The 19,519-nt window shown below is 42.9% G+C and carries 15 protein-coding genes; 13 read left to right on the forward strand and 2 right to left on the reverse strand.

All coding sequences use genetic code 11. The features are described from left to right. Nucleotides 1-262: 262 nt before the first annotated feature. The gene (nagZ, locus tag F0342_RS18610) at nt 263-1,954 is read right to left on the reverse strand and encodes a beta-N-acetylhexosaminidase (protein WP_149157352.1); all 1,692 of its coding nucleotides are present in this window, start codon (nt 1,952-1,954) and stop codon (nt 263-265) included. Nucleotides 1,955-2,257: 303 nt separating this feature from the next. Between nagZ and F0342_RS18615 the strand changes: the two genes are divergently transcribed. From F0342_RS18615 to F0342_RS18680, 13 genes are all read left to right on the forward strand, one after another. Further along, the gene (locus tag F0342_RS18615) at nt 2,258-3,547 is read left to right on the forward strand and encodes a spore germination protein (protein ID WP_149157353.1); all 1,290 of its coding nucleotides are present in this window, start codon (nt 2,258-2,260) and stop codon (nt 3,545-3,547) included. Then, nucleotides 3,540-4,613: a spore germination protein gene (locus F0342_RS18620; RefSeq protein WP_262481804.1), complete on the forward strand. Its 1,074-nt coding sequence runs from the start codon at nt 3,540-3,542 to the stop codon at nt 4,611-4,613. The genes F0342_RS18615 and F0342_RS18620 overlap by 8 nt, the downstream gene beginning before the upstream one ends. After that, nucleotides 4,610-5,680: a Ger(x)C family spore germination protein gene (locus F0342_RS18625; protein ID WP_262481805.1), complete on the forward strand. Its 1,071-nt coding sequence runs from the start codon at nt 4,610-4,612 to the stop codon at nt 5,678-5,680. Before F0342_RS18620 ends, F0342_RS18625 begins: the two co-directional genes overlap by 4 nt. 72 nt (nt 5,681-5,752) lie before the next feature. Next, nucleotides 5,753-6,199, forward strand: a complete 447-nt coding sequence (locus F0342_RS18630) for a hypothetical protein (RefSeq protein WP_149157354.1) — start codon at nt 5,753-5,755, stop codon at nt 6,197-6,199. Between the two features lie 296 nt (nt 6,200-6,495). Further along, nucleotides 6,496-7,329, forward strand: a complete 834-nt coding sequence (locus F0342_RS18635; protein WP_149157355.1) for an STAS domain-containing protein — start codon at nt 6,496-6,498, stop codon at nt 7,327-7,329. A 210-nt stretch (nt 7,330-7,539) separates the two neighbouring features. Beyond that, the gene (locus tag F0342_RS18640; protein ID WP_149157356.1) at nt 7,540-7,872 is read left to right on the forward strand and encodes a hypothetical protein; all 333 of its coding nucleotides are present in this window, start codon (nt 7,540-7,542) and stop codon (nt 7,870-7,872) included. Between the two features lie 504 nt (nt 7,873-8,376). Continuing rightward, on the forward strand, nt 8,377-9,174 hold the full coding sequence (locus F0342_RS18650) for a hypothetical protein (RefSeq protein WP_149157358.1): 798 nt from the start codon (nt 8,377-8,379) through the stop codon (nt 9,172-9,174). Beyond that, nucleotides 9,171-9,632: a hypothetical protein gene (locus F0342_RS18655; protein WP_149157359.1), complete on the forward strand. Its 462-nt coding sequence runs from the start codon at nt 9,171-9,173 to the stop codon at nt 9,630-9,632. The genes F0342_RS18650 and F0342_RS18655 overlap by 4 nt, the downstream gene beginning before the upstream one ends. Nucleotides 9,633-9,932: 300 nt before the next feature. Continuing rightward, nucleotides 9,933-11,996, forward strand: a complete 2,064-nt coding sequence (locus F0342_RS18660; RefSeq protein ID WP_149157360.1) for a DUF4179 domain-containing protein — start codon at nt 9,933-9,935, stop codon at nt 11,994-11,996. Between the two features lie 209 nt (nt 11,997-12,205). Then, a complete protein-coding gene (locus F0342_RS18665; protein ID WP_149157361.1) occupies nt 12,206-14,113 on the forward strand; it encodes a PTS mannitol transporter subunit IICBA in 1,908 nt (635 codons plus the stop codon). 84 nt (nt 14,114-14,197) lie between these two features. After that, nucleotides 14,198-16,267, forward strand: a complete 2,070-nt coding sequence (locus tag F0342_RS18670) for a BglG family transcription antiterminator (protein WP_149157362.1) — start codon at nt 14,198-14,200, stop codon at nt 16,265-16,267. Nucleotides 16,268-16,272: 5 nt separating this feature from the next. After that, nucleotides 16,273-17,412, forward strand: coding sequence for a mannitol-1-phosphate 5-dehydrogenase (locus tag F0342_RS18675; RefSeq protein WP_149157363.1), 1,140 nt, complete (start codon nt 16,273-16,275; stop codon nt 17,410-17,412). Between the two features lie 384 nt (nt 17,413-17,796). Beyond that, nucleotides 17,797-18,447: a 2OG-Fe(II) oxygenase gene (locus tag F0342_RS18680; RefSeq protein ID WP_149157421.1), complete on the forward strand. Its 651-nt coding sequence runs from the start codon at nt 17,797-17,799 to the stop codon at nt 18,445-18,447. Nucleotides 18,448-18,483: 36 nt separating this feature from the next. Here the strand turns inward: F0342_RS18680 and F0342_RS18685 are convergent, their stop codons facing one another. Further along, nucleotides 18,484-19,443 carry a DMT family transporter gene (locus F0342_RS18685; RefSeq protein ID WP_149157422.1) on the reverse strand — a complete coding sequence of 320 codons (960 nt, stop codon included), beginning with the start codon at nt 19,441-19,443 and terminating at the stop codon, nt 18,484-18,486. Nucleotides 19,444-19,519: the final 76 nt, after the last annotated feature.

Genomic DNA, 19,519 nt, shown 5'->3' on the forward strand with positions numbered 1-19,519 from the left:
CCTTATGACATTTGCCTCTAAGCCCTATAGCTGGACAAGTCTCACATAAGCTCCTCTTCCCGCAGGAGTCTTCGTCTTGCACTCCAATCAACCGCTAGAGAGAGCTACATCTAAATGTCCATTTGAACAAATTAAAAACCCGAACTAATTTGCCACTTAGAATGCAAATTAGTTCGGGTTTTAGTTAGGCTAAAACACTTTTGTCCCACCCTCTTGGGTTTTGATCGTTTTTCTAATTATGACTTTTTAGACAACCCCTAGTTTATTGCTCGATCTTCTTTTTAATGGACTCAATCGATTGGTTAAGCTGCTTTAAGTCAACCTCTCCTGTTTGGATATCCTCCAGTTTGTATGCTTGTTTCAATTCAATGATACGGCTGACACTGGCGTCTATTCGACCCTCGGATATTTCCCCGTTTTGGACTGCCTTTTTAAGTGCGTCAATTGCCGCGAGGGCTTTATTATAATCATGTGCGATTAGGATCAGGTCGCTGCCCGCCTTTACGGATTGAACGGTCGCTTGGCCCATCCCGTAGTTGTTCGTAATGGCTTTCATTGTCATATCATCAGTGATCACGACCCCGTTGTAGTTCAGCTTTTTGCGTAAAAGGTCTGTGATAACGTTCTTGGATAATGAAGATGGATAGGTGTCATCGATCTTGGGAAGCAGGATATGAGCAACCATGACGAGATCAGCTCCATTGTTGATGGCCTCCTTGAATGGAATCAGTTCCAGGGATTCGAGTTCTTGAATGCTTTTGTTGACAACCGGAAGCTCCAGGTGTGAATCAACGGAGGTATCCCCGTGGCCAGGGAAGTGCTTGATGGTTGAAAGAATTCCCTCGGATTGAATCCCTCTCATTGTTTGAATCCCTAATTCACTGACGATATCAGGGTGATCGCTAAAGGATCGATCGCCGATTACCGGGTTATTTGGGTTACTGTTCACGTCGAGAACGGGAGCGAAATCCAGATTGAACCCATACTCTTTTAATTCCTTTCCGAGAATCGTTCCTACTTCAAAGGAAACATCCGGATCGTTTAAGGCTCCTATCTTTTTGTTTGTAGGAAAGTTCACAAGCCCTCCAGGTAATCTTGTGACCTTCCCGCCTTCCTGGTCGACACTTAATAGGAGTGGTAATGGATTATTGACGTTGTCTTTTTTCATATAATTAAGGAATTGGACCGTTTGACGGGGTCCTGACAAATTATCGGAGAAAAAGATAAAGCCCCCTACTTTGTGCTCCTGGATTAGGGTTTTCGTGTTTTCACCATCCTGAGTTCCATTCACACCGGCTATGATCATTTGGCCGATCTTTTCATCCAGGCTCATAGTAGAAAGGATATCTGATTCGCCCGTGTCCACTTTCTCTAAGGAGATAACCGAAATGTGATCTACTTTGGGATTTTTATTTTCAGTTGATGGTTTCGGCAATATCCATTTTAATTGGTAAAGGGAATTCACATCAAAGATGAAAATGACCTGGTCATGTGAAGCATCCTTGTAATATTTTGTCGCATCTGGATTGCCACTGACTTCTTTAATGTCATTGAGTCGAATCTGCTGCAGGGCAGGGTCAAAAGAGCGCACATCAAAAATTACGTTATCTTTGAAGCCGACTGTCGTAGAATACTTGGAGAAATCTTCGTAAATTCCGGCTTCGGCTTGAACGGAATTGTCTGGTTTTCCCCATTTATCTGTTATGTCATCCATCTTTGTCAGCCCTACTGTGATGGGGATATTCGGCACTTTTCCCTCTTCAGCCGCGGATACGACTTCTTTTACAGAAGTTATGGGTGAAGAATCATCTTCTTCGGCATGATCCGGGTCTTCTTGGGATGAATGTTCGGCCGGTTGATTCGGATCCCTATTTTTTTCGATAAAAAAATAGTTTAGAGTGATCAAAATAAGAGTAAGAGATAAAAGGAGATAAATGATTTTTTTATAGGACATAAAATTCATCCTTTCTTTAATGGAGAATCCCTTTATAAAGGTAACATTACAGTACCATCCCTATCGATTGAATGACATTTTTATGCCTGCTGATGCGAAAGTAGCGCCATATTGAATGCCATTTATTTTAGTTTCTTCTCCATCATGTATCTTGCTCTATTTCTTTTAATCATAAACGTATATTAATGGGGTCAATTAATAGGGCGTATAGGCAATCCTTACATAATACTAACCTCCATATACATATTCAGCTTTGAATCGGGGATAGTATTCAAGAGATATGTATAGAAGGAGCCAATTATTATGGATTCTTTTTTAGTGAAAATCGATGCATCGATAGGGGGAAATGATGATTTTTTTCAAGTTCATCAAGATTTTGGCGAATTCTCCTTTTTATTGATGGGGTTTAAAAGTCTTATAGATGTGCAGAAAACGATCCAAGCGATCGAAGACCAAGTTAGTTCAGGGACGATGGGTGAGTTGCTTCATGATGGAGAGGAAGTCATTGAAGCGATTTTAGAAGGGAAGCTGATCATCTCCAGTGTGGGGGGAAATGGGTCTTTCTTCAGTATGGACGCAGTGGCAAAGACGCTGAATCGTTCAATTGAGCCACCTACCAATGAAAATACCCTCCAAGGACCATTGAGTTCTTTCAATGAGGACATCGATACAAACATTGGCATTATACGCAAAGAGATTGTTTCAAAAGACTTGAATGTAAGATCCTTTTCAGGAGGGGGCGGACAGAAAAGAACTCTATCTGTAGTGTATCGTAAAGATAGCGCAGATAGGGATTATGTTAGCCGGGTCATCCATCAGATCGAGTCCAATATGGATCAACCACTTCATACCATACAAGATGTGACGAAGATGTTAGGATTGTCGACCCGTACCCTGATTTCTCCCTTCAACACAACAGAGGCACCACAAGAAGTATACAGGAGTCTGGAAAAAGGAAAACTTGTATTACTTCTGGATAGAACGCCTTTTGCTCTTATTCTTCCAAGTGACTTTTGGGATATGTTCTTCCTTGAGAATGATCGGAATTTCTCTTTCCCTATCATGGTGTCCATGAGGCTGCTCAGGATTATCGGTACATTGCTTGCCCTTGTCTTACCAGGGCTGTATGTTGCGTTAGTCGCTGTTAATCCTGAGATGCTCCGTATTGAATTAGCATTATCTGTTGCTCAGACCCGTGAAGGTGTCCCTTACCCGGCATTTGTTGAGACCATTTTCATGCTTCTTATACTTGAATTGATATTGGAGGCGAGTATCAGGCTTCCGAAAAGCATCGGTCCTACCATTACGATGGTGGGAGGGATCATTCTGGGTCAAGCCGTAGTCGAGGCGAGATTAGTAAGCAATTTACTAATCATCATATTAGCAGCCACTACGATTGCCAACTCTACCATAATTGGATTTCAAAATTCCATCTCCATCCGAATCTTTAAATATCTTATCTTGATTCTTTCTTCGATTTTTGGTGTATTCGGCATATTGGCGGGATTATTCGTCGTTTGTGCATACTTAGCTGGTATAAGCACTTTTGGAGTGCCTTACCTCAAGATTAAAGGAGTTAGTAAAAGTGGATAAAAGTTTGTATGTTGTCATCATGTACATTTTAACCCACATAGGACTTATTCTATTTCTGTATCCTGGCAATATCATTGACAGCTCATCTCAAGGACAATGGGTTCCGATCATTATCGGAGTCATCGTCCATTTCATCATTTTATTCTTGCTATTGACGGGACTTGATCGTTTCCCGCACCAAGATATCATCACTATTTATCTGGGTGCCGGCAAGTTGATGACATTCATTTTTCTGTTCCCCACTCTCCTCTATTTTTTAATGGCTAACATCATAACAGTCCGGGCGTATTCAGAAGTTGTTACCATTGTATTTCTATCAAACACTCCCTTATGGGCGATCATGGCATTGCTGCTTATCTTATCATGTTATTTGGCTATTAAGGGAGTGGAAGCCATCTTTCGTACAGGTATACTTCTCTTCTTTTTATTATTCCCATTGGTTTTCTTTATATTGGTGGTTGCGTTTCAGAATGTGGATTGGCATTATGTATACCCTTTATGGAATGAAGACTTCTCTTTTTTGACCGACTCCTCTTATCTCAGAAGCTTCTTTGCCATTGGTGGTGTATTCCTGTTTATAGGGTTTGTAAGACCGATCATTTCATATAAAAGGAATAAAGTATTGCTTGCTGCGGTTGCACTCATTCCCATTTTTATCATATCTGTATATATTCCCGTCCTTACATTTGGTCAGGCGACAGCATCTACATTTATGTTTCCTTTCGTTATGACAGTCGATGCCATCAATATAACATGGCTTATGTTCGATCGACTGACCATGTTTTTCTTACTAAGTATAGTCATTTTTATATTGTTGTTTATCTCACTCGTATTATGGATGAGTGTAAGGATCATAAATAAATGTTTGCTGCCAACTATGAAACCATCCTATTTAGTAATAGCGATATCACTCATCATCTACATCATATGTTTGTGGATTCCGAATTGGAGTGACGTTGAACAGCTCTTTAAATGGAATACTTCCTTAAGATTCTATGTCATCTTTGGAGTCCCCATTTCAATTTGTATTCTTGGTGTCAAAGCAAGGAAGGAGGGTGAAAGTTGAGGTGTAAAAAAGCGGTTATCTGGCTTTTTCTCTTATTAATAGTTTTCATGATGAGTGGCTGTTGGGATACCAGGGATATTAATCATCGGGTGATGCCAGTTGTCATAGGCATCTCCAAGGATAGTGATCAATATAAAGTATTTCTGCAGATTCCTCACCCTCAGCAGAATATCATACAAACGAAAGTGGTTGTTGGTGTTGGTGAAACAATTAATGAAGTTATAGATAATATTAGTGCTGACATGGAAAGCAGTGTCGATTTGCTTCACGTAAAGGTAATTGTCATCGATCGACATCTTGCAGAAGAAGGTATGAAAGATCTTATATCAGGCATTATGAGGTCGAGGGATGTATCTTCGAAAGCATTGGTTGCCATTTGTAACGACGATATTGACCAATTTTTCGAAAGTATGGAGACAAAAACCTCTCCACGCGGGACGACTCTTTTGGATTTCTTTGAAAAGAATGCCGGTTGGGACCCGCAGGTTGCTTTAACCAGGGTTTGGGAGGTATATAGAAGTATCCACTCTTATACCCGGGATGTGGCCATCCCAATGCTCCGGCTTGGAGAGACGACGTTAGTGGACCATGTGGGTTCAGCGGTGATTAAGAACGGAAGAATGGTGGAAGAAATCAATCCTAATGAAACCCTTCTTTTTAATGCATTTAACGGTGAAAGCACTAAAGGGAAAATAGAGGTGCTCAATGAAGGAAGTGTCTTGATCTTAGGGAATACGATGGAGCATGCAAGTGAGGTGCAGGAAGGAAACCCATTCTTATATTCCAAAATTAAGTTGGATGTCATGATACTGGAAACAAAAGGGGATCCTACACAGAAAATGATTGAAAAGGGATTGGAAAAGCTTCTCACAGGACGTTTGAATAAGATGTTCACCAAGCTCCAGAATAGCGAGGCGGATATATTAGGACTGGGCCAATTTTTCAGAAAAGAAATACCGAGGATGGACTTAAAGGATTGGAGATCGAAGTATTATCAAAACTTGTCCACAGACTTTGTAGTTGATGTCGATATTCGGAATTCCGGGAATTTAAAGAACCCAGACTAAGCACATAATTTTCTTGTGTTTCAGCAATATAAGTAGACATATTCTTTTTAACCGATAAAGGGGTGGTTTAGCTTGATGTTAGTATGGGGACTCATTGTCTTTTTAGTAGTTGCTCTGATGATCATGCCAAAGAGGTTAACCGTTAGGGAAAATCTCATCATGTTTCCGTTCGTTGGATATTTTGCCGCAGTGGCACATATTCTGGTAGGACTTATGTTAGATTATGTGGATTTTGGACAAACCAAAAGTGTGGAATTTTCCGATTTTGCACTGGTTGTCTTTACTCCCTCGTTCATTGCACTTTTATTCTTGAATTTTATGAAACCGGATAAGCCTTTGTTTTATGTACTCATTTGGACAATTTTCTCATTCTTTTTAGAAATATTACTTAGTTTTAACGGCTATATGAAGCATTTAGAGTGGGAAATTTGGTATTCCATCCCCGTTTATGTTGTGGCATTCTTTTTGCTGCATTGGTTTTTTCAACATATAGTCCGAAATGGATCTCAAGGCTCGTAGGTTGTGTTTGTACATTTTACTTAAAAGATAGGGAGTTCTGCTAATACCAGTATCATCCCTATCTTTTTTCGCTCATTTTTTGGGAATGCAGAAAATGAAACAACCTTTGTACACTATTTGTTTAACTTTTTCTTTCCAATTATGCATGTACATAGTACAGTACTTTTATAAGCGTATGAATCAGTGATTTTGGGTATAGACCAATGAGATAGCAGTGGCAGAGTTTCTATTTTTCTTGCCAGTTAGGGTCATGGGTTATGAACTGATCACATTATCTTATAGAAAGAAGGTCGAATATGCACGTATCGGAAAAGTTTTATGAATTTATGTGCAAACGTACATGGCAGCTGACGGAGAATTGGTATGAGTCGTTGGATAAAAGTGATCCTTCAGGCGTGTATTCTTCAAAGGATCCTAAGGTGATTCAAACATTGAAGCGTCAAAATCATGAATTTCACGAACGCTTTTGTGTCCTTTTTAAGGATATAGGACAGGATGCACTATGCAATTTCGCCCAGTGGATCGAGGGAATTGCAAAGGATGAAGAACACTTACAAACGCCTATTCACTATATACTGAGGGAGTTCTTCAGAACCCAGGATCAGTACCTGGAGATTTTGCAGGAATTTAGCCGCCAGCATGGCAGTGAGCTTCCACTGGATAGAATCGAGTCATTCAGGGAATTAATTATTAAAACCTTTAGTCTTGTCATTTCCAAATTTGCCGAAGAAAATTACGAATATGCCCAAAGACGCCTGAAGGCACAGCAGGAAATGATCAGGGAGTTGAGTTCGCCGGTTATATTAATTGATAAGAAGACAGGGGTACTACCTCTTGTCGGGGATATCGATACAGGAAGAGCGAGATATATCCTCGAGAATACACTGGCAGAGTGCGTCGATAAAAATGTTGAGCACTTATTCATTGATTTATCCGGTGTCATCATGGTGGATACGATGGTTGCCCATCAATTATTCCAGATCATCGAAAGCCTGAACTTAATTGGTGTGAAGAGCACGATTTCCGGCATTCGCCCGGAAATTGCCCAAACAGCCATTCAACTTGGTGTATCATTTGAAAATATTTCTGTCACTTCGACTCTTGAACGAGCATTGAATGGGCGACGCTAGAATGAAGTCATTCAACGAGCGGTTACAACGTCTGGTCTATCCTTCTACTAATGAAAAGACCATGGAATTTGGGTTAAGTAAAAATTAAACATACTGAAAGTCATGAATGCCCTGTCTTTTTGTTATAATACATAGTAATTGATCTTACAATCTAAAGAAGGTTGAAGTGTAACGTTTTTCGTTCACTTTCTATGTAAAAGGGGAATTCACTTGAAATTTGAAGAGATTAATCCAGAACTAGTGACATTATGCCGGACGTCAGATCCATTTCATATGGCAGAAACGGTGATCGGAGACCGATTAAGAGGTTTGGATATCCTGTCGTTAAAGGGTATAGAGCGTAAAAAGGCCCTTCCGAGAGACGTGGTCAACCTGTTGATCATCTATTTCTTCACAGAGGTCAAAGGCACGGTCTATCATAGGAACGCACTTTCTAAGTTATATAATCATTGGGTATCTAATGAAGTGTTTACCTTCTCTAAGGCAAAAAAGATGATAGAGATGGACATGCACGAGCAGCTCGGTGAAATCGACCGTTTATAGATATGCGAAAGAGGCTGGGACAAAACTAAAAAACCACGATAAAAAGACGAACAATAGAAGTGTAGGTTCTTTATACCGCTAATGATTTCCGTGCAAGACTACGCTTTCCGCGGGTAGCCCGCGAGCCTCCTCGGCAAGCCTGCGGGGTCTCACATAAGCTACTCTTCCCGCAGGAGTCTTCGTCTTGCACTCCAATCAACCGCTGGAAACAGCTAAAATCAAATGAGTCGAAAATAAATAATAAACCCGAACAAATCTGCACACTAAGAAGCAGGTTTGTTCGGGTTTGACTTAGGCTAAAAAACTTTTGTCCCAGCCTCATTTTTTTCTTTAATAGCTGAATGAAGAATTTCATTTCATGGAATGTCATTGATGAGGCGGTAACCATGAGTGTAGAGACCCAAGATTCTATGGGGATTAGGCAGGATATCAGTAAAGAATAAACATTTTCCAGTGAGGCACACTAACAACTACATATCATTTTTTTGTAAAGGTGACCTCCTCATGGACAATCATACAAGCGACAACACGGCTAGGCGTTACACGGCGCATGTCAGTATTCTAGGTACCACCCAGATCCACTTGAGGAATCCGTATATCATCGCATGGTGGAGTGCAGCTTTTCCCGGGTTTGGCCATTTACTATTATCGAAGTATTTACGTGGTTTTGTCCTCTTCATTTGGGAAGTCATTGTGAATCTACAAGCGAATGTCAATCTGGCCATGATTTATTCGTTTCAAGGCGAGATCGAGATGGCGAAGGAGATTTTAGATACGAGGTGGCTTCTGATTTATATTCCTGTTTATATTTTTGGGATTTGGGACAGTTATAGGACCACGGTTGACATGAATAAGGTTTACATATTAGCCGATCGGGAAGCCCACCCTTTTAATTCATTCAGCATAGGAGCACTTGAGATCAATTATTTGGATAAACGAAATCCGGTTATGTCCGTATTGTGGTCCTTATTTATCCCTGGTCTCGGACAATTATATGTCCATAGGATTGTAACAGCATTTTTCGTGATTATTTGGGCGGTTGTCTTTTTCTACTATTCACACGGTCTTGAGGCCATTTCCCTTTTATTCTTAGGAGAAATACAGGGGGCAACCAGTGTCATCAATCCCGAATGGCTCTTATTTTTCCCTTCACTATATGGTTTTTCCATTTTTGATTCCTATATGAATACGGTAGAGAATAATAAGTTGTTTGTAAAGGAACAAAGGGCGTTTCTTAAGAGAAATTATCAATCCCCCAATTTCCAACCTATGAAAAGTAAAAAAAGCGAAGTGATCGAATGAAGTTATTCTCAACGTTTGAACATAATACCTATTTAGAAATGGCCATTACTCTGCTTGAGGAACAAGGGATAAAGAAAGAAGATATATTTGCGATGCCTTTGGATAAGCGAACGGAAAATCGAAAAGTATTCGATTCCATTAAACGGTCGGATGGAACGTCTCTCATTGATATCGGCATGGCCCTTGCGACAGCCTTCTCTGTCATTGGTGCGAGTATCGGTTTTGATCTGGCATGGGGTCCCATTTACTGGGGTCTGATTGGTGCAGCGGCGGGGTTTATGATAGGATTCATGATTCGGATATTGACAGAAGTGGTGTTGAAACCGAGAAGGAGATCGTTAAAAGGGAAATCCTCTGAAGTGATCTTGATTATCGCATGCGAAGAAAATCAGGGTGAAATGGTAGAAAGTATTCTTTGGGAACATTATGCCTTGGGAGTAGCGAAGTCTAGAGAATAGCAGGTCGGCATACCGAATTCAAAGGGCCAGTCTATCACCGGAATGCACTTCCTAAACTGATTACACTGGTGTCTCAATGAAAGAGAAGATGGAGTTGGATATTCATGAACAGCTTGGTGAAATCGATCGGATATAATGGACTCAAGTTGAAAGGTCTGAATCTCAATTCCTATATGGGAGAAGGTTCAGACCCTTTTCTATGGCCTCACAAAGAATCCCTAATACACCCTAATTATGGTAAAATAAAATCATATATTATATTTTTGGAATATTTCGGTTTCGGAGGAGGGGAATACATATATGGTCACCACGCAAACAGCTCCCTTTTTGGTCAGTGGTATGAGGGAAAAGGACCTGGAATCAGTCATGGATTGGTTTGTGCAGCGTAAACAATCGTTCTATGCCCTGGGACGGATTTATGTAAGTAAGCAAGAGGATCTGGAAGAGATATTTTATCGTTCGATCATCGTGGTACATAATGAATTACACCGATTGAAAAAAGAAACTTCATTTGAATCGTGGGCTGTTTCTCATTTTATACATTATGGCCGGGATCTCTCTAAAAATAAGAGTTTCCGGGATTCAGAGGGTCAGAAATCTGATCAAACGCTCTTTCATGCCTTACTTCAATTAGAGGATCAGGAGAAAGAGGCGATTGCTTTAACTTATTTCAACGAATGCTCTTATGCAGAAGTTGGACGTATTCTGGATATTTCAGTAGAGAAGGTTAAATCCTGTGTATTTTCAGGTGTACGAAAGCTTAGAGAAGAGTTGGGTCACGGTTCTTTCGAGGGCTGTCGGGAATATCATGAGCATTATCTTGAGTACTTAGGTAGAACGATGGATCGGCCTGAAAAGGTAGAGTTTGAGATGCATATTTACCATTGTCACGGCTGTCAGGAGGATCTGGCCTCTTTTCAGGAAGTGGTGCTGTCTTTGGCAGGAATGACAGATGTCATAGAGGTCCCTGCTGGATTCATGGGAAGGGTCACGAGCAAGGTGGAGGAAAGAGAAGCGCGCAGGCAAAGGAAGAAAAAGAAACGGAAATCGATCTGGCTTGCCTTCGCAGGTGTTTTCGCGATGGTCGTATCGATCGGATTCGTGACAGGTGGATTCTCCAGTCTCTACTATGCATGGACGGAAGAGGATGAACAATTGCGTGCCATCCTCCAGCATGACTTGGGGGAACTTCTGAATCTCGAGTCGGAAAGCAATGGGGTGAAGATCACCATCAAGAGTGTTGTCGCCGATGATGTACAGACTCTTGTCTTTTATGAAATAGAGGATACAAAGAAAGACAATCGCTATATGATGAATGCTCATGAAGGCGTCCATATCGAGAATGAATATGACGTCATGAGGCGTGATGTGCAACACATGTTCTATTCACCTCCTGTCGATCAGGGCGAAATACAAAATGAAGAGAAAAATGTTTATAAGGGCACCCTGAGCCTCCTGCCGGTTTCGGTGGATGAAGGAACAATTAAATTGAATGTAGCAAGGCTCATGCAAATAGTTCAGGACCCCAAAAAGGACGGGGGTTACCGTGGGGAGATGACATTTGCCGAAGGGGATTGGAGCTTTGACATTCCGTTTACAAAGCAGTCATCCCGGGTGCATAAGCTTGATAAGGAAATCGACATTGACGGGATTCCGGTCCGCCTGGATAAGCTGACGATTGCGCCGACCACGACGCTCCTCCAGTACAGCTTTCAGAATCAGGGTGGGAACAGAAGGATTGATGTCATTACATTTGATTCCCTTGAAACGGATAAGAACAAGGTGGAAGCAGGCATCTTTGGAAGCAATATGTACGTGGAATCCTTTGATCAGGAAGGGTGGAGTGCCTTTAAATCGGGCTTTGACACCTTATATTTTGAAAATCCCAAAGAAGTGAACATTCAATTTGATTCCATTCATTTATCTGTAGACGATCGGAAAACCATACCGCTTGATAACCTCAAGGACCTGCCCCAGACATTCGAGTATCAAGGGAATACCATTTCCATTGATGAAATCCAGGCAGGAAATCCGGCGAAGTTGATTCTGAGTCATGATGTATCGAAGGATCGTGCCTATGAAAGAGTGAACTATGGGTTCTCCAGCGATTATTTGATGAATGAAAATACTTCAATTGGAGTAAGTGATGGCGATGGAGTATTGATGGATAAAAACGGCAAGGTCCATGAAATTGATGTATATGAGTATGATAAATTAGATCAACCCCGCTACTTCGAAACAGAGCAAACCATAGAATTTTATAACGATTCGGCCAAGGAAGATGTAAACTTGACCAAGCTTGAAATCGAAGGCTACAGCACAACGAAATATGTGGATGACCGGGTGAAGGTGAAGTTGGATTAGAATATAGAAGAGGGACGGACCTCCTGCGCTAAAAGCAAGCAGGAGGTCCGTCCCTCTTCAGTGAGAATAACTTCCCCCAACAGAGAAACAATAGGTTTGTCGTGACAAGGGTGACAAAGTTAGTTTTCATCGTTGTTGAAACCGTCACCATCTGGAGCCTATGATGGATGTAAGAGAAATTATTATTCAATCATGAAAGGATGAGAGAAGTGGCTCAATCAAATATGAAAGTCGCGGTACAAAAGTTTGGTAACTTCCTCAGTTCAATGGTTCTGCCGAATATTGGCGCATTTATCGCTTGGGGTTTAATTACAGCGTTGTTCATACCAACTGGGTTCTTTCCAAATGAAAGCCTTGCCAAACTGGTAGGGCCGATGGTTACGTATCTGTTACCGCTCTTAATCGGGTATACAGGAGGTAAGCTCGTACACGACCAGCGCGGTGGGGTCGTGGGTGCAATCGCTACAATGGGTGTCATCGTCGGTGCACCGGATACACCGATGTTCCTGGGTGCCATGGTCATGGGGCCATTGGGTGCTTACGTTATCAAGAAATTTGACCAGATAATCGAAGGCAAAATCAGAGCAGGATTTGAAATGCTCGTCAATAACTTCTCGGCCGGTATCCTTGGAGGAATCCTTGCGATCCTTGCATTCCTTGGCGTAGGACCTGCCGTTGATGCATTCACGAATCTATTGGTCGCAGGTGTTGACTGGCTGGTAGCAGCGGGGCTGCTTCCATTAACAAGTATCCTGATTGAACCTGCAAAGATTCTATTCTTAAATAATGCCATCAACCACGGTGTACTATCACCAATCGGGTTGGAGCAGGTTCAACAGGGTGGAAAATCGATTCTATTCCTTTTAGAAGCAAACCCGGGACCGGGTCTTGGTATTCTGTTAGCGTTCATGTTCTTTGGAAAAGGAACAGCGAAACAATCGGCTCCAGGAGCAGGAATCATCCACTTTTTCGGTGGGATTCATGAGATTTACTTCCCGTACGTATTAATGAAGCCGATGCTGTTCGTTTCTGTCATCCTTGGTGGAATGAGCGGAGTGTTCACCCTTGTTTTATTAGGTGGAGGATTGGTATCACCGGCATCACCTGGTAGTATCCTTGCGATTACTGCGGTTACCCCCCCAGAAGGAATGGCGTACCTGGCAAACTTTGCAGCTGTCCTTGTGGCAGCAGCCGTATCTTTCATCGTGTCCGCAATAGTGTTGAAATCAAGCAAAACAAGTGATGAAGACATCGAAGGCGCAACGAAGAAAATGCAGGAAATGAAAGGCAAGAAGAGTTCTGTAGCAGGCCAAGTAAGCCAAGGAACAATGCCTGAAGAAGTAAACAAAATCGTCTTTGCCTGTGATGCAGGTATGGGCTCAAGTGCTATGGGGGCTTCACTCCTGCGCAAGAAAGTGAAGGCGGCAAGTCTCAACGTCAGCGTAACGAATACATCCATCAGTAACCTTCCATCAGACGCTCAAGTCGTCATCACACAGGAAGAACTGACGCCGCGGGCGAAAAATAAACTTCCGAATGCATATCACATTTCCGTGGATAATTTCCTATCCAGTCCGGAATACGACAAGCTGATCGCGGGTCTTCAGGACGGAATCACGGATGAGCAGGCAGAGGTTGTAGAAGAAGCAGAGGATGAAGCGGTAAACGCTGAACCGAATGCAGATCACGATGATGATCTCCTCCTGGAAGAGAACATCTTCATGAACCAGGAATTTGCCACAAAAGAAGAGGCGATCCGGTTCGCAGGGGAAGCCCTCGTCAAAGCAGGATACGTGGAAGAAAGCTATGTAGATGCTATGATTGACAGAGAAGGAATTACTTCTACCTACATGGGTAATAATGTAGCCATTCCACACGGTACGGAAGATGCGAAGAAAGCCGTCATCAAATCCGGCTTCACAGTCGTTCAAGTTCCGAACGGCGTGGACTTCAATGGTGAGAAGGCGAAGATGATCTTCGGTATCGCAGGTAAGGATGGCACACATTTGGAAATCCTATCAGGCATTGCCGTTGTCTGCTCTGAGCAGGAAAACGTCGATCAGATGGTACAGGCCAAGTCAGCCAAAGAACTGAAAGACATCATTAACAGCAACTAGATCAATCATTCAGAAAGGCGGGATCTCTGCCTTTCTGTTCTCATTTGTATCGATAAAAGCTAATTCAGGGGAAGAGGGGAAAGCATGTTTATTACATCAAGGGAGAAATCCATCATTGAACTGATTGTAAAAACATCGGGGAAACATACCGTGTACTCTCTTTCTGCGTTCCTGAATGTGAGCGGGAGAACCGTTCAGCGCAACCTGAAATCCATTGAAAGCATTTTAAAACAATATCATTTAGAACTGAAGCGAACGGCCAATGAAGGACTGTTCATCGACGGGAAGAATGAACACATCTATCGCTTGATCCAGAATCTTGCCGAAGTGAATCCGACAGATGAAACACCAGAAGAGCGAAAATTGAATTTACTGATCATCCTTCTCCAAGAAGGACCTTACTTAAAAAAACAGGTACTTGCACAGCAGTTGGGGATCAGCGTCACGACCCTCACTTCGTATCTCGATGAGCTCGCCGATTGGCTGCAAAAATATGGCATCACCCTGACAAGGAAACGAGGGGTAGGGATTGAACTGATAGCGGAAGAAGCAGACAAGCGTCATGCCCTGGCAAGCTTCTTCCTCGTCTATTTTTATGAAGACATCATTGAGACCCTGTACGGGATGCAAAAGGGTAATCACCTAGATGAGCCGGTATTGGGGTATTTCAAGGCAGACTATTTAGTCGCTGTCGACCGGGTGGTGAACCAATACTTGGCAGAGGGTCAGATCACGTTGACGGACAGTGATTATATCGGTCTCGTTGTGTATACTTGCCTGACGATACAACGAAGCGAAAAGGGCTTCGAATTACAGAAATATGAGCAAACGGAGGATCATGATTCTACTGAATATCAGCTGATGGACACGATAGGCAGGGAACTGAAAGATACACTTTCCATTCCAGTGACCAATCGGGATGTTCAATTTTTGACGGTCATTTTAAAAGGGTCCAAAGTTCAGGATCCCGACGTCGTTTACTATGACAGTATCCTCCTTGGTCATCTCATCAAGAATGTCATCAAGGATGTATCGGCAGACCTCCATGTAGATCTGTCTGATGACTTTTCCCTTTTCCAGGGCCTTCTTGCCCATATGGGACCATCCATCTTCCGCCTGCAGCAGGAGCTGGATCTTTTCAATCCATTGACTGATGAAATCAAGAAGAAGTATCCCGTGTTATTTTTAGCTGTGAAAAAGAGCCTTGAAACGGAATTCAAGGATATCGCTTTTCCCGATGATGAGGTGGCGTTCATCGTCCTTCATTTCGGATCGGCCATGCTGATGAATGAAGAGAAGGTGAACATCCAAGCCGTGGTCGTCTGTCCGACGGGGATCGGTACATCCAAGATGCTCGCCAGCCGCATCCAGCGGGAACTGACAATGATCAATAAGGTGGAAATCCTGTCGATCAAGGATTTTCAGACGGCGGACCTTGATGACTACGATATCGTCATTTCCACAGTCAGGCTACCCTTTACGGAAGTGGAGTATATCCTGGTAAGCCCATTATTGAGCGAAAAGGACATCGGATTCATCCAAAGCTATCTGCAGAATAACGTAGAAAAGCTGACAAGAAAGAAATACTTGAAGGCAGCGCCCCGATCGGGTGAGAAAACCGAAGTCAGGATGCTCCTCAAGGAAATCAAGGATGTCCATTCCAGCATGGAAGCCATACTCACCAATTTCCGGGTGTACCGGAAGCAGTCGGCGGGAAGCTATCTCAGAATCCTGAATGAAATGGTGGAACAAGCGGAACGGGACAAACTTCTTCAACAGTCACATGTGGTGATGCATCAGCTGATGGAAAGGGAGAAAAAGGGAGGACTCGGTATTCCGAAAACGAATATGGGTCTCTTCCATTGCCGGGACTATAACGTGAAGAAGCTGATCTTCCAGGTAGCCCATCTGGATGAACCATGTAAAATCAAAGGAATGGACGGCGTGGAAATGGAGATGAAAAGTCTCCTCCTCATGCTAGCCCCTGAGGAGTTGAGCAGGCGGGAACAGGAGATCCTCAGCCTGATCAGTACAAGCTTAATCGAAGATCATATAAGCATGATGATTTATTCGTCCACGAACGAATCGATCATCCTGAAGAAATTAGAAGATCTCTTTCTGGACTACTTACAAACTAATTTGATAAAGGAATGATGATGTTGAAACAAACCGTACATTTTGGAGCAGGAAACATAGGCAGAGGGTTTATCGGAGCATTGTTTTCCCAATCAGGTTACCACGTGACCTTTGTGGACATCGCAGAGCAGGTGATCAACAAGCTGAATGAAGAAGGTCGCTACCAGGTGAAGCTTGCAACGGAAACGAAGGAAATGGAAACGATCGAGAATGTGTCCGGCCTCAACAACCTTCATCAAGAAGGGGAAGTCATCGACACGATTGGAGCGTCCACATACCTGACGACGGCGATAGGACCGAACATCCTTCCGAGGATCGCTCCACTGATTGCAAAAGGGATTGCTCAGCGTGTAGCGTCTTCAGATGAGCCGTTATATGTAATCGCGTGTGAAAATCAGATCGGTGCCACGGATATTTTGAAAAAGCATATTTTAGAAAATCTTGATGAAGATACGGTAAGTAAGCTTGAAGGCAAAGTTTTCTTCTTCAATTCAGCGGTGGATCGCATTGTTCCTATGCAGGATCAGGGTTCATTGGATGTCCTTGTCGAACCATACTATGAGTGGGTGGTGGAAACGAAGGAAGCGGTCCCTCCTGTTGAAGGGATGACGATTGTAGACGACCTTGCACCATACATCGAGCGTAAGCTGTTCACGGTTAATACAGGGCATGCGGTCATTGCTTACCTTGGTTACCTGCAAGGAAAACCAACGATCGATCAAACATTGGCGGATGATGCCATTGCCGATAAGGTTAAGGAGACATTGAAAGAAACCGGTGCTTATCTAGTAAAACAATACGGACTTGATGAAAAAGAGCATCTTGCTTATATTGAAAAGAACATAGAACGCTTCAAAAATGCCTATCTGAATGATGATGTGACCCGTGTGGGACGCGCACCGATCCGCAAACTTGGTCCCGATGACCGTTTGATCCGTCCGACAACTGAGGCTCAAAAAGCGGGGCTCTCTTATTCTTATCTAGCCAAAGCGATTGCAGCAGCGCTATTGTTTGACAATCCTGAGGATGAACAAGCAATGGAAATTCAAGGTATGATCAAAGAGCACGGTCCGGCACATGTGTTGAAAGAAGTGAGCGGACTGGATGAAGATAGTGAGATTGTGAAGGAAGTTTTAGTGCAGTATGAAGGGTTGAAGAAATAAAATTTTAGAGGCTGTCGAATTCGATTTGGCAGCCTTTTTTTGAGTTTGACGCATAAACTGGGAGAATTGACGCAAAAATTTTTAAAACGACGCATAAAACCCATCCGTGTCTTTTCTGTGACCTCCCCGCATCCACGCCAATCCTACAACTACCCTCGGGTCCCATAAGATCCCTTATTTTTCGTCGAAAAAAAGATAGATTTCCCCTCATCCCGGGTGTAAAATATATTAAAATACACACGCAGGAGGAAACAGCCAAATACAATCTACAGTTATGCCTATTGTTGCGATCGTTTTTCCAGATTGGAAGAATACATGAATGCTTCCACTAACATAAAAATTCAGAATGTTAAAAATACGATAAGAGGTTGATTAAAGTTGACAATGGATACTACTGAAATAGCTGTAAAGGAACAAACGATTTTTCACCATACGGGGAATAAGATCAAGACGGAAGACCGGGATATTCAGATTATCGCGAAAATGGAGGAGCCGCTGATCGTCGTTCTTGGCAATGTGTTGAGCCATGAAGAATGTGATGAACTCATCCAGCTTTCAAAGGATCGGGTGCAGCGTTCGAAGATAGGGAATTCCCGTACCGTCGATGAACTTAGAACGAGCAGCAGCGTTTTCCTTCAAGAAGGCGAACATGACGTTGTGACTAGAGTTGAAAAGAGAATCTCTCAAATTATGAATATACCTGTGGAGCACGGAGAAGGTCTTCAAATCCTTAACTATAAGCCGGGTCAGGAATACAAGGCCCACTTCGATTTCTTCTCGGCATCATCGCGGCCGGTGAAGAATCCGAGAATCAGCACCCTTGTCATGTACTTGAATGACGTAGAGGAAGGCGGGGAAACGTACTTCCCGAAATTGAATTTCTCTGTCTCTCCGCAAAAGGGGATGGCCGTCTACTTCGAATATTTCTATGATAACCAGGAGCTGAACGACTTGACGCTTCATGGGGGGGCACCGGTTATCATCGGAGATAAATGGGCTGCGACCCAGTGGATGAGAAGAAAGATATTTAAATAAAAGTGAAAGAGGAGCATCCCGGATGCCCCTCTCTTTTTAACTTACCGATTTAATTGGTTTGATGATTCCAGAGTTCATTTTTTTTACGTTCAGAGTGTGGATGATCATGCCCGTGATAATCAGAAGGATGCCGATCAGGGCGAATCCTGATGGAAATGGAACAGACAGGATCGCAGCTTCACCTATAATGACAAACAGAATCTGTGTCGATTGGGTCGCTTCCACTGCGGCAAGTTTGCCAGGATGATGGCGGGCCTGATTTGTCGCAATGAAGAATAAGGATGTCGCAATTACCCCTGAGCAGATGGCGACGATAAAAGATTGTGTCACTTGCTGCGTGCTGGGTGCCCCCACCTTGAAAAACGCATAGCACCCCAGTATCAGCCAGAAAGGAGTGCTTGCAATCGTCATCCCCAGAACACGTTGGAAGGTATCAAGCTTTCCACCGCACACCTCCATCATCTTCCGGTTCCCAAGTGGATAAGCAAAGGCTGCGATGATTACAGGTAAGACACCTACGACCATTTCTGAAGGTGATAATCCACTGGCATTTTCCTGCTGGATGAAAAGAACCCCTACTAAAATGATCGAGGAGATTGCCAGTGCTCTTTTTTGAATGGAGTGCCTGCGCTTGACCGGTCCCGAAGTATAAAACAAGGGAGCGAGCAAGATGCCTGCGACGATGGTAAATTGCCAAGTGCCCGCGACGAGCCAGCCCGGTCCATACGCAGCAGCATAGGTAATAGGGCCATAAAAGAGCACAAACCCGACAAAACTCCACGTCAGCCACTCGAATGGTTTCTTCCTCATTTCAATCCAGACTTGATTTACATTCTTCCTTAAACCTACAATAAGGAATAGGAAGGGGAGCATGAACAGGAATCGCAGGGATGAACTCCACATCCAGCTTCCACCCGCGAGCTCCATGGACCGGTTCAGAATAAAGGTGACGGCAAAGAACATAGATGAAATGACACCGAGAGCAAGTTCTTTGATGATGAAAACTCCTTTCCGTTTCATATACTATAGTTTATTTTATATATATTATAATATACTTACATACATTGTCTAT

The organism is Bacillus sp. CH30_1T (assembly GCF_008364765.1).
Classification (GTDB): Bacteria; Bacillota; Bacilli; order Bacillales; family Bacillaceae_B; genus Rossellomorea.